7 protein-coding genes and 1 tRNA gene are annotated in these 13405 nt (G+C 43.1%); 5 read left to right on the top strand and 3 right to left on the bottom strand.

What is annotated here, in order from left to right; genetic code table 11:
* Positions 1-34 precede the first annotated feature (34 nt).
* The 3 genes from ABV001_RS17180 (at position 35) to ABV001_RS17170 (ending at position 7640) form a co-directional block, all read left to right on the top strand.
* Positions 35-3442 (top strand): SusC/RagA family TonB-linked outer membrane protein, encoded by a 3408-nt coding sequence (locus ABV001_RS17180; RefSeq protein WP_352423937.1) that lies wholly within the window; start codon positions 35-37, stop codon positions 3440-3442.
* Positions 3443-3465: 23 nt separating this feature from the next.
* On the top strand, positions 3466-5022 hold the full coding sequence (locus ABV001_RS17175; RefSeq protein WP_352423936.1) for a RagB/SusD family nutrient uptake outer membrane protein: 1557 nt from the start codon (positions 3466-3468) through the stop codon (positions 5020-5022).
* 122 nt (positions 5023-5144) lie between these two features.
* On the top strand, positions 5145-7640 hold the full coding sequence (locus tag ABV001_RS17170) for a glucosidase family protein (RefSeq protein ID WP_352423935.1): 2496 nt from the start codon (positions 5145-5147) through the stop codon (positions 7638-7640).
* Positions 7641-7694: 54 nt separating this feature from the next.
* Here ABV001_RS17170 and ABV001_RS17165 read toward each other — a convergent pair whose 3' ends face one another.
* The 3 genes from ABV001_RS17165 to ABV001_RS17155 form a co-directional block, all read right to left on the bottom strand.
* Positions 7695-8774, bottom strand: a complete 1080-nt coding sequence (locus ABV001_RS17165; RefSeq protein WP_352423934.1) for a glycosyltransferase family protein — start codon at positions 8772-8774, stop codon at positions 7695-7697.
* A 181-nt stretch (positions 8775-8955) separates the two neighbouring features.
* A complete protein-coding gene (locus ABV001_RS17160; protein ID WP_352423933.1) occupies positions 8956-10296 on the bottom strand; it encodes a dihydroorotase in 1341 nt (446 codons plus the stop codon).
* Entirely contained in the window at positions 10293-11060 is a 768-nt protein-coding gene (locus ABV001_RS17155) for a polyprenol monophosphomannose synthase (RefSeq protein WP_352423932.1), read from the bottom strand. The genes ABV001_RS17160 and ABV001_RS17155 overlap by 4 nt, the downstream gene beginning before the upstream one ends.
* Positions 11061-11177: 117 nt before the next feature.
* Here ABV001_RS17155 and ABV001_RS17150 point away from each other — a divergent pair.
* Positions 11178-11250, top strand: a tRNA-Met gene (locus tag ABV001_RS17150).
* A 194-nt stretch (positions 11251-11444) separates the two neighbouring features.
* Complete coding sequence (locus ABV001_RS17145; RefSeq protein ID WP_352423931.1) at positions 11445-13367, top strand: carbohydrate-binding domain-containing protein; 1923 nt, start codon at positions 11445-11447, stop codon at positions 13365-13367.
* The last annotated feature ends 38 nt before the right edge of the window (positions 13368-13405 follow it).

Below are 13405 nucleotides of genomic sequence, written 5' to 3'. Positions count from 1 at the left end.
ATTCATCAACAATTCATTTAAAGCGCTCAAATTTATGAAAAAAAAGAGACTTAAACAAGGATTCCCTTTGGGGGAATTAAAGAAACTATTTTGTATCATGAAATTGGTTTTTATCTTTTTGCTATTGAGTTCCAATTTAGTGTGGGCAGGGCAGACCTATGCCCAGATCACATCACTAAACCTGGAACTTAAGAATGTGACATTGGAAGAAGTTTTCGATGCTATCCGCAAGCAAAGCGAATTTGAATTCTTCTATAACAATGATCAGGTAAACACCTCGATGAAAGTAAGCGTAAAAGCAAAAAATGCTGATATTTACGCAATATTGGAACAAGCACTCCCCGATATCTATGAATACAAAATCAACGATCGGTATATCTTGATCAATAAACGGAGAGAAGTTGTTCCTGTGCTGTCGCCGGAACCTCCACAAACAAAAAGGACTATTACGGGACAAGTGATCGATAAAGACGGAGAAGCCATTATCGGTGCCAATATCGTGGAAAAAGGCACGACCAATGGTACAGTCACTGATATTGATGGCAGATTTTCACTTAACGTAGACAATGAAGCCGTACTTCAGATTTCCTATATCGGTTATATAAGTGAAGAGGTTCTGGTAGGCGAAAAAGAAGAGATAAATCTTGTTATGATCGAAAATGTCAGCCAAATCGATGAAGTTGTCATTGTATCCTATGGCACACAGAAGAAAAGAGAAATTACCGGTTCAATCACCAATATCAAGGCATCTTCGTTAGCTGATCTGCCGGTTGGTCAAATAGGTCAGAAGTTGCAGGGTCAGATTGCGGGCGTGCAAATTAACCAGACGACCGGTGTCCCCGGACAGGGGATGACATTCCGTATTCGTGGAGCGGCCTCTATCAGTAATTCCAGCGAACCTTTGATCGTAGTAGACGGCATGCCAATTTCTACGGGGTTGAATAACATTAATCCGGATGAAATTGAATCGTTTTCAGTATTAAAAGATGCAGCAGCTACATCGCTTTACGGATCAAGAGCAGCAAATGGAGTTATTCTGATCAATACCAAAAGAGGGAAAGAAGGGAGACTTACTGTCAGTCTGAATACCAACATCGGTATACAATCATTGAACGGATTGAAAAATATGGAAATTATGAATGGCCAAGAGTTTGCCCAGTTTAAAAAAGAGTACTACGAAGATCGGTTATTATACGAAGGTATAGCAATACCGGATGCTGCTATCGAAAAATATTGGAATCCTGAAAAATATGGTAAAGGAACGGATTGGTATGATTTGTTGACCCGTACGGGTGTAATGCAGACTTACAATTTAAGCCTGACGGGGGGTGGTGATAGAATGACCACGGCTACTACGCTAGGGTACTTCAAACAAGAAGGCGTCATTAAAAATTCGAAATTCGAACGTATAACGCTGCGTTCAAATAACGATTATGAGGTAAACGACCGCATTAAAATAGGCTTGAACATGGCTCCTATAGTGCAGATATTCCAGAATTCCAATACAGATGGTGACAGACAAATTCTGAGTGGAGCTATGATTGCCGATCCGACGAACAGCCCGTGGGATGAAAACGGAAATCGTGTATTATCTCTCAGTTCCCCGGATATGTTCTCATCCGTAAACTGGTTAAATGCAATTGATGATCGTCTTGAAGAAACCAGAGTTTTAACTTTACTTGCGAATGCATTTGCCGAAATAGATATTTGGGACGGACTTCAGTATAAATTTCAATTTTCCACCGATTTGCAGGGACGCAGATTTCGCAAATGGAGACCTTCTCATGCGCAAGGAGGCTGGTCTTCGGCGCCAACTCCGACTTCCGATCCTTCGGCAGAATTTAATACGGAAAATTATTATACCTGGACGCTTGACAACATGTTAACCTACGACAAAGCATTCGGTGATCATACGTTGGGGTTACTTGCCGGTTACTCTGCGCAAAAATATTCACAGGAAAGACAAACCTTAGTCGGCAGTCAATTTCCCGACAATTCAATCCCATGGGTAAGTGCAGGAGCTACCAGAATCGGGAATGTGGGTCTGGATCAATGGTCTGTTGCTTCTTTTCTCGCGCGTGTCGATTATAACTATAAAAACCGTTATATGTTGCAGGCAAATCTTCGGAATGACGGAAGTTCCCGGTTTGGCCCTAATGCTAAATACGCTTATTTCCCATCAGTATCTGCCGGTTGGATTATTTCGGACGAGTCATTTATGGAACCTCTCATAAAAACAATGAACTACTTGAAGTTAAGAGCAAGCTATGGTGTCACCGGTAATTATAATATCGGAAATTATTCACATACCGTATCAATAGCAAGTGCGGATGATTATGTTTTTGACGGAAAAATAGCACAAGGTAAGGTACAGAATATAATCGGGAACGCCTCTCTTACATGGGAAGAAACAACACAACTCAATATCGGCGTCGATTTGGGATTTTTAAAGGATCGTATTTTTTTCATGTATGATTATTATGATAAAACGACCGATGGCATGTTATCCAGTATAAATATACAAAAATCCAGCGGTTTCTCGAGTATCACCGGGAATATAGGTGAATTTCATGCCTGGGGACATGAGTTTACCGTAGAGTCGCGTAATCTGGTCGGGGAGCTTAGCTGGAAAACAAACCTGAATGTATCTTTTAATAGAAACAAAGTAATTAGATTAGGTCTAAACGATACACCGATGGGCGGTTTAACAGATATGTTTGGCGTAAGTGCCCTGATTGTCGGACAACCGATAGGTGTTTTTACCGGATTGGTTTTTGATGGATTATACATGAATCAGGAAGAACTGGATTCACAACCTAAACATGCAACATCTGATATCGGAACGGTCCGATATAAAGATTTAGGTGGTCCCGATGGTGTGCCCGACGGAATAATTGATGTATATGATAAAACAGTCATTGGTGACCCGAATCCAAAAATGCAATTCGGCCTTACAAATGAATTCAAATGGAAAAAATTTGATTTAAGCTTCTTGATGACGGGACAGGTAGGGGGCGACATCTATGCCAAATGTTTTGAAAATTTCTTAAACCTCGATGGTGTATTCAACGTACTGAAAGAGGTCAAGGATCGCTGGAGGTCTCCTGAAAATCCAGGTAATGGTAGAATTCAGAGAACCTTGTCCGGTAAAACCGAACTCTCAAGATCTTCTAATGATTTATGGGTGTATGACGGCACACAACTTACATTAAGAAATGTGACACTTGGATATACTTTGCCGGTTAAAGAAAATAAATACATCCGTCATGCACGTTTCTACATTACAGCACAGCAGTTGTTTGTTCTTTCAAAATACCCGGGACCTAATCCGGAAGTGAATAGTACGACAAATAATGAATTACGATGGAATGGTATGGGGGTAGACCGATCTGTATATCCCGTACCTCGTACATTCAGCGTCGGTTGTAATCTTACATTTTAATATAAATTACAGAATAATATAATATGAAAAAAATACTAATTATCTGTCTTATAACCTTAGGAATCAGTTCTTGCGGAGAGAATTTTTTGGAATTATATCCATTAGATAAATCAACAACCGGATCCTTTTATAAGACCGAAGCGGATTTCACCCAAGCATTGAATGGAACTTATGGTCCTCTGCGTCACTTATATGGTGTTGAAAACAGATTATACGTGCTTACGGAGCAACGTGCTGATAATGTACACTATACATATTACGCACCTGACCGTGGAGGCAGTGCTGTGGTTAATGAGCCGATATCGAATTTTTTCAATCTCAACGGACTTAACGGACGGGTTAACGGTGTTTGGGAAAGATTATATATAGGGATAGCAAGAGCGAACACTCTTTTAGGACATGTAGATGAGGCTCCAGAATTTTCGGCCGGATTTATGGACGAAATTGTAGGGCAAGCTAAATTTTTAAGAGCCTTCTATTATTTTCATCTCGTACAACTATTCGGAGATGTTCCTTTACATTTGACGGAAGTCACGTCTCCGGAAGAATCATTTTTAGCTCGTACACCGGTCAATGATGTGTATGCTGCAATTATAAATGATGTTACAGAAGCAATAAGACTGCTCCCTGAAGTTTCTTATAAAGACGGAAAACAAAGTGGTCGCGCAACCGAAGGTGCAGCAAGGATGCTTTATGCATATGTATTAATGACAAAACCTGACCGTGACTATGTGGAGGCGGAAAAACAATTAAGAGCAGTTCTTGCAATGAATTACGCACTTGAACCTGATTATGCAACTGTTTTTAATCCTTTATTTAAAAATGGAAAAGAATCTATTTTTGAGATACAATATTTGGCGGGTGATGTTGGAACACAAAACGCCGTGATTTATGACTTCTTGCCAAGAGCCGGGGATCACACCTTGATAACTGGCGTTACGGGTGGCGCAAATGATCTGGACGGTGGTTGGATGGTTCCGACCCAAGCTATGATCGACTCATATGAATCCGGTGATTTACGTCGCGACAAGTCTATTGCCATAGCAGTAGGTATCGGAGACCCCACAGGTCTTATGATTCCTCAGGCTGTCTTGTCTCCCGGGGATCCTGGCGTTGCAGATTATGCTATCGCAAGAGCTTTCACTAAAAAATTCCTGCATGAGTTTACGAAACAAAAAAACACTAACGATAACTGGCCTGTATACCGGTTGGCCGACACTTATTTATTATTGGCAGAATGCTTGGTGCTACAAAACCGAGGCAATGAAGCGAGTACTTATGTGGCTATGGTAAGAAATCGGGCTGGCCTGCAAACCACTCCGGCAACAATCACAATCGACGATCTGTTAATGGAACGCAAGCATGAACTGGCTTTCGAGGGACATCGTTGGTATGACCTGCTTCGTACAGGAAAAGCGCTTGAAATTATGAACGCATTTGGTATTTACATTAAGGCACTGGATATTAACTTGATTCCTGAAACGTATGATATCAAGCCTGAGTATCTGCTTTATCCTATTCCTTACAGCGATATTCAATTAAATGATAAACTGATACAAAATCCCGGCTATGCCAATTAATCTCCTAATTTGCATAAAGCGCAAATAAATTAAACTTCAGCAAGGTTAGTTGGATTAATATTATTATCCAACTAACCTAACTGAAAAACTGTGGCGAGTCATAGAAAACATACAATTGTAGAATGAAAAAGATAAAACAAATAGCCCTTACAAGCCTGCTTCTGCTACTCCCGATAGCATCAGGATATCCGCAGGAAATGAGTCGGATCAACCACGACAAGGGAAAAAAAATGATTTACTTAAATATCAATGACCAGAATCTCTCGCTACTGATTGATTATTCACAAGGCTGTAAAATCGCGGCATTAAATATAAAAGGTAAAAACACCTTGGCCGAAGATGGCATTTTTACAGGCTTCAGAACAAGAGGCGGCGTTTTTAGTTCCGGAAACGCCGATAATATTAAGACAGAAGAATCAAATGATAAAATCAGTTTATACAATATCGTATATGGCGACGACGCTATCAGCGTTTCCGAAATATGGACGTTTGAACTTGCCGGAGAAGATATCCATTGGACGATTCATCGAAAATACAGCAATGCAGCCAAACTGGAAGAAATGGCTTTTCCACAATGGAACTTTGCCGATCTCTCCGTATGGAAAGGAGGAATCATTGATAATGGCGGAATGGTCTGGTGCAAATACCTGAAAGAGGTAAATGACACGTATGGAGTCCACACGGGAGGCGTAACATTCTGGAATCCGGATTCGGGAGATGCGCTGCGTATTACTGCCCGGAAAGAGGAGGATAAATACATTGCTTCAACATTTTCACACCATGAAAACGGGACGTTCGCTTTTACGCAGTTTATTACAGACATCGAACTGGAACCTCGTTACAATTTAAGTCGTTTTGTTCATCAGAAAGCGGATGTGTTTGCTCCCTTCGACGTCCGGAAAGAGGAAATTTCCATTGCTATCGAAATCAAATATGTTGATTACAAGATTGCCTATTCAAGGGGAAAGCTACCGGGAATAGATGCTGATGCCGTGCGTGAGCTAATGAATACAACCGGCAGATATGGCGTAGTAGATAATGGAATAATAGGTGCCAACGGGTGGATTACCAATTGGAAATGCCTACATGAACCTTTCTTTTCCCAAATCGGAATGGCATTGAATGATTCGAATTATACCCGTAACATGAGTGCAACACTCGACCGGGAGAGAGATTTCGCCATCACCGACGAGGGACGCGTATTATCCAGATGGCATGATATCGACAACGATCAAATTCCCGGCACATATAATTATAAAACAGGATATTATGAAGCGATGTGGGGATACACGATCGATTCGCAAACCGGTTATATTATCAACACGTCCGAACAATTTGATTTATGCGGAGATATCGACTGGTTAAGATCCCATAAGAAAAGTTGCGAGAAAGCGTTGGACTGGTTAATCCGCCGCGATTCTGACAAAAACGGCATCTTTGAAATGTTGAATAATCATATCGACGAACAAAAAGCCAGCGATTGGTTGGATATTGTATGGGCCGGTTTTGAAAATGCGTTCGTCAATGCACAGATGTATGAAGCACTAAATCTATGGGCCGGATGCGAGGCGGTTCTGGATGATCCAGAGAAAGCCAGATACTACTCGTCCGTTGCCGCCAAGTTGAAAGAAAGCTTTAATAAACCGGTACAGGAAGGAGGCTTCTGGCATCCGGAAAAGAAACAGTATATCTATTGGCGTGATAACGACGGCCGTATTCACGGTGACAACCTGGTTACGCCGGTTAACTTTGCCGCGATCGCATTCGGATTATGTGACGACAAGGAGCGGATCCGGATCATTCTAGAAGAGATTGAAAGAAGAACCGAAGCTGAAGATCTTTTCCATTGGCCGCTCTGTTTCGATTCTTACAAAAGAGAAGAAGTACATATCAATAACTGGCCGTTTCCCAAGTATGAAAATGGAGATATCTTTCCGACATGGGGTTATCTGGGCATCAGGGCTTACGCAGATTATGACAAAAATCTGGCATTAAAATATATCCGAAACCTATTGAGCCAGTACAACAAAGACGGATTATCGTCCCAACGGTATAGCCGGATAACGCAGGAAGGATTGGGGAGTGACATCCTTGCTGGAATATGTACCACCATTACAGCGTTATACCGGGACATTTACGGCATTCGTCCGAAGTGGAACCGAATGGGACTCGAACCAAATATGCATAGAATGCTAAACGGAACAGAATTCACCTATATATTGCGAAATGTAGTCTATACGCTCCGACTCAACGTCAATGAATATGAGATGCAAACAGATCATTTTACGGTCAAAAGCAAAGAAGCTTTCGGAGCAACATACAACAACCATGAATTTATATTTTTCCCTCAAAACAGAGACGAAATACGCTTAAAACTGAGCGGAAAGACAAAGACTCCTATCCACATGGTATTGGATAAATATACCGAAAATGATTTTTCCTGGCGGATTGTTTCTACAGACGTATACGATTTTGCGGTGGAAGGGCTTGATCCGTCAAAAAAATATAAACTTAGTATCAATAACAAAATGACAGATATAATAATCGAAAAAAATGGTACCATCGCTTTCTCGCATAATTGTACCAAACCAACGACTTTCAGATTATATCTTCTTTGAAAAATCGCATTATGGTAAATCGGTCACGCCAGATTGTACAAATTTGCACATCACCTACCCACAAATTTCCTTTATAAACATGGCTTCGGCCTGGTGAACCCATTCCCTGAAGTGCTCATCGGGAGTATATTGGGGAATAAACTCAATTAATTTGCTCAGTTTGAATTTTTTGGCTGAAATTCCCACTCCCGAGAGACTTGCATCATAAGCGTTGAATTCCTGCTCCACATGCACGGGTACCATCAGCGTGGGCTTACGGTAGTAAAGCGCTTCACAAAGGGATTCAAAGCCCGATGTGGTGGCATAGGCCATACAACTGGCCATACTCCGCAGGAAACCCTCGTCGCTCAGCTTATGCAGCGTGAAGTTATCATCAACATGGGTCACCTCTTCAGCACCCTTCTTGTCCCAGAAAAAACGTAACGGAATATCGGGATTTTTTTTGTGCCACTCCAATACTTCGTCAAAATAGCCGGCATTCAGCATATAACCATGCACATAATCGCCCCGGACAGGTTCAACTTCAAGCACCTCATATCGTAATAGTGGCGGAACGGTCACGATTTTCTTCTTTTTCGATCCCGGCATATCCCTGAAAGAGAGCGCCAGTATTTTAGAGGCACGCGTGGAATTGATCCGGGAAAGCATCCGCAGAAAGTAGAATTTCACATCCTGTTCGGCAGTGGTTTTATAATGAGGATTGAGCAGCACATACTGATGTGCAAGGGTTATCATCTCTATCCCCATCTTCTTATCAAAACGATAGATGCCATACGCCATACCGGTAATCATCTCATAGAAATTGATCACCTTGTCGGGTTTTAATTCTTCAATTTTGTGTTTGATAAATTGCAGGCTGTCCTTGAAAACAAAAGGTCGAAGGAAATTGTTTGCCATGCTTATCAGGATATTGGGTCGTTTCTGCTTGTAGAAAGAAGTAAAGTTGGGACTGTCGAATTCAAAAAGGGGTGCCCCGATCTTGTCGATAAAGAAAGCCGGGATTTGCCTGGAATCACTTTTGCCAATAAGCACGGCAACCACTTCGTGCCCATGCTTACGAAGGACGGCAGCCAGGGATAATGCCTGCGTATAGTGGCCTCTCCCCTCACCCTGCACAGTAAAAAGAAATCTCACTCGTCAAGATTTTAAATAGAAATTCCGGGGCAAAAATACAAAATTGCCGTATAATCTCGCAACAAAAGGGGATAATTCTATCAAAATATTAAATCCTTTCGTTATCTGTTGCTCCCTTTTGATACTTGTTAACCACTTTGAAAGTAAATAGAGAAAATAAATGTGGCTTGCGACACTTGGATTACCTGCTAAATTCAAGTGCCTTTCCAAATACACCTTCAGCCACACTCCCATTTTGGTAGACAATATTTCCATTGACGAAAGTGGCATGGACGGAATAACCGAAGGTTTCTCCCTCGAAAGGCGACCATCCACATTTGTAAAAAAGGTTTTCCGGCGTAACGGTATAGGGTCTGGAGGGATCTACCAATACCAGATCGGCATAATAACCTTCCCTGATATAGCCTCTTTCCCGTATTTGAAATAGTTGTGCCGGCGCGTGACACATTTTCTCCGTTACCAACTCTTTGGTATAAATTCCTTTTTTTACCAGTTCTAGCATTACTTGCAGTGAATGTTGTACAAGTGGCCCCCCTGAAGCGGCCTGCAATGCCCCACCCTCTTTTTCGCTCAACAGGTGAGGTGCATGGTCGGTAGCTACCACATCAATCTTCCCGGTTTTCAATGCTTCCCGTAAAGCTTCCCTGTCTTCTGCTGTCTTCACAGCAGGGTTCCATTTGATCCGTGCTCCCAGCTTTTCATAATCGACATCTGAAAACCAGAGATGATGCACGCACGCTTCCGCCGTAATCTTTTTTTCCTCCAAAGGCTTTACATCAAACAGACTCAGTTCACGGGCGGTGGAGAGATGCAAAACATGCAACTTTGCACCGTATTTATCGGCCAGTTCCACGGCATGTGCCGACGATTGATAACACGCTTCCACACTACGAATCAACGGATGATATTTGATGGGAATAAACTCACCCAGTTCTTTTTTATAATGATCGATATTTTTTCGGATAATCTCCTCTTTCTCGCAATGGGTGGCAATGAGGGTATCCACCTCGGCAAAGATCCGTCGCAGGGCTCTATCATCATCCACCAACATATTTCCGGTAGAAGATCCCATAAAGACTTTCACTCCGCATATCTGCTTCAGGTCCGCTTTATTCAGTTCCTCCATATTGTCATTGGTAGCTCCCAGATAAAATGAAAAGTTGGCAACCGATTTTCCGGCAGCCATCTCCATCTTCCCACAGAGGGCATCCCATGTGACCGTCTGCGGATTGGTGTTGGGCATCTCCATATAAGATGTAACACCCCCCGCCACAGCCGCACGGCTTTCGGTATGGATATCCCCTTTATGCGTCAAACCCGGATCGCGGAAATGCACCTGGTCGTCAATCACACCCGGCATCAGCCACAAGCCACGGGCATCGATCACCTTTCGACAGGCATTCAATACCGTTTCCGGCACCTCTTCCCTGAAAATACGGGAGATTCTCTCCCCTTCCAGAAGCAGCGATCCGGTAAAGCTGCTTCCCTCGTTGATTATGGTCGCTTTATGAATAAGAATCATGATGGGTTGTTGAATGTTGAATGCGGTTTAATTTTTCCGATAGCCTTACGACGGCGCAGGTCAATCACCCCGAAAAACGCTTCACCGAAAATACTCGAATTCATTTTGGAGGTGCCGAGCCTCCGGTTCACAAAGATCACCGACACCTCTTTAATCCTGAATCCAAGTACATACGCCGTATATTTCATTTCGATCTGGAAAGCATATCCTTTGAAATTAATCTGATCAAGATCGATAGTTTCCAACACCTTCCGCCGGTAGCAGACAAATCCGGCAGTAGTATCCTTTATATTTAGCCCTGTAATAACACGTACATATTTCGAGGCGAAGTAAGACATCAACACGCGGCCTATCGGCCAGTTCACCACATTTACCCCCGTGACATAACGCGATCCCACAGAAACATCATACCCCTCGTCGTGACAAGCAGCATACAGCCTTGGGAGATCTTCGGGATTGTGTGAAAAATCGGCATCCATCTCGAAAATATACTCATAAGAACGTGCCAACGCCCATTTAAATCCATGAATGTAAGCCGTACCCAAACCCAGCTTTCCTTTTCTCTCCTCAATGAACAGCCGACCGTCGAACTCTTCCGACATTAAGTTCTTCACGATGGAAGCCGTTCCGTCGGGAGAGCCATCATCGATCACCAGAATATGAAAACTCTTCTCCAAAGCAAAAACTGCCCTGATGATATTTTCAATGTTCTCTTTTTCATTGTAGGTAGGTATGAGCACTACACTATCCGCACTATCTGACATATCAAGGAGAAATTTTTTCAAAAGTACGATTTTTCAGTCACAAATAAAAAAGATCAGGGAATATTTTGTTTTCTGAATAAAAAGATCTATCTTTGCAGTCCAATTAAGGAAAAAGATCGCGGAGTGGAGCAGTTGGTAGCTCGTTGGGCTCATAACCCAAAGGTCACAGGTTCGAGTCCTGTCTCCGCAACTATCGAACAGAAGCCGGCTTTCATCACAGAGAGCCGTTTTTTATTGCTCTATCCATTGATCCCATTCTCGGATCATCCCGAAAAATTCTCCATTCGTTGACAAAAAAGCGCTGTTCGTTGATTGTTTTAACATCTGTAATAGATTGTCATTATATTTGCGTCGAATTATCAATATAATAAATAACGACGCAACATGAAAAAGAAAAATTTACTACTGATAGTGTATCTGAGTCTCGTCGTACTGATAATGTACGCTTGCAGTACAGATGATATAGATGAATTGGATCCGGATGAGACGGAACAGACAGAAACGGAAGATCCTGAAGTACCTGAAGATACGGGTGATACGAAAGACGATGACCTTAATCCGAACTCCCAAACTGTTAGTTATGAGAATGCTGTCTTGATCGCGTTCTCCACAAGTGGCGCAACGGTCACCAACCCGTTTGAAGACAACGGAGTAACGGTAGAAAACAACAATGGGCATGTCACCATCACCTCCACACTGACCGAGACGGAATTGAATTATGTCCTTTCGGGAATCATTGCTGACGGGTCGGTGAAAATATATGGTGAGAAAAAGTTCGGACTGATCTTGAATGGTGTCGGGATAACCAATTCCACCGGTGCCGCCATCAATATCCAAAACAAGAAGAAATGCACCGTGACCCTTGTGGATAAAACCAACAACCGGCTTATCGACGGGTCGACATATACCTACACTGACGGGGAAGATATGAAAGCTACATTCTTCAGCGAAGGCAACGTCGTGGTTGAAGGAAACGGCAGTCTTGAAATCCGCGGGAAGAACAAGCATGCGCTTGCCACGGATGGAGCACTGACGATGACGGCAGGCACCATCAATATCAAGGAGGCTGCCAGCGATGGAATCCATACCAATGACGAAATAACCTTTTCGGGCGGCACCCTTTCAGTACGGTCGGTAGGCGACGGGATACAAAGTGAAAGTATCGATAATCCCATATCAATCACAGGTGGTGCCATCACTATCGTGACAACCGGCGAGAAAGGCCATGCCATCAAAACGGAACAGAATGTGGAGATCGAATCCACCGGAACGATCGACATCACCACTTACGGTGCAGCTTCAAAAGGCATCAAACCTACCGGAGATGCCACCATCCGTAAAGGGAGTATCACCATCAATACTGCCGGAAATGCTATCTGGGATACAAGTGAACTGGATATCTCATCAGCGGCAGGCGTGAAGTGTGATGGCAATTTCCTCATGGAGGACGGAACCCTTACGATATTGAGTACCGGCAAAGGAGGCAAAGGCATCAATGCCGATGGCACGCTCATCATCAATGGAGGTACTGTAACAGTTACGACAACAGGTGATCAATATGTGTACAACAGCAGCAATGACACAGCCGCCAAAGCAATCAAAAGTGACGGGAACCTGACCATCAACGGAGGCACTGTTAAAATACGCACTTCCAAGACCGAGGCCGAAGGATTAGAGAGCAAAGCCACTCTTATCATCAACGACGGAGAAGTAGATATTGAAGCCTACGATGATGCAATCAACGCCACCACACATATACAGATAAACGGGGGAAATATCTATTGCAACAGTACCACCAATGACGCCATCGACTCAAACGGCACGCTTACGGTCACCGGTGGGGTGGTTATTGCTGCCGGGGCCACACAGCCCGAAGCAGGATTTGACTGCGACAACAGCCGTTTCACGATTACCGGAGGTACGCTCATCGGTATCGGAGGAGATACCAGCACTCCTACCGCCAGTTCTTCCACCCAACGTTCTTTGATTTTTCATTCCTCCACATCCAATATCCAATATGTACGAATTGAAACCACTTCAGGTGGTAAGGAGGTATTGACGTTCAAACTGCCGAAAACTTATTCTTCGAGAATGACGATGCTTTTCAGTAGTTCGACTCTTGCTGCAAGTACAGGATATACGATTTATACAGGAGGCTCCATTTCAGATGGTACCAATTTCCATGGTTATTATACTGGGGCAACCTACACCAAAGGCAGCTCTGCCGGTACATTCACTACCGGATCAGCCGCCGGCGCCGTCACTACAGTGGGCACATCCCAAGGAGGCGGAGGAGGGCGCCCGTAAGATAAATGGTCAATAAATTTCATAAGTAAGCATATAAT

Origin of the sequence: Proteiniphilum sp. (assembly GCF_040307845.1) — a bacterium.
In the GTDB taxonomy this organism is placed as follows: domain Bacteria; phylum Bacteroidota; class Bacteroidia; order Bacteroidales; family Dysgonomonadaceae; genus Proteiniphilum.
The sequence above is the reverse complement of the archived record's forward strand: the minus strand, read 5'-3'. Positions and strand labels throughout refer to the sequence as shown.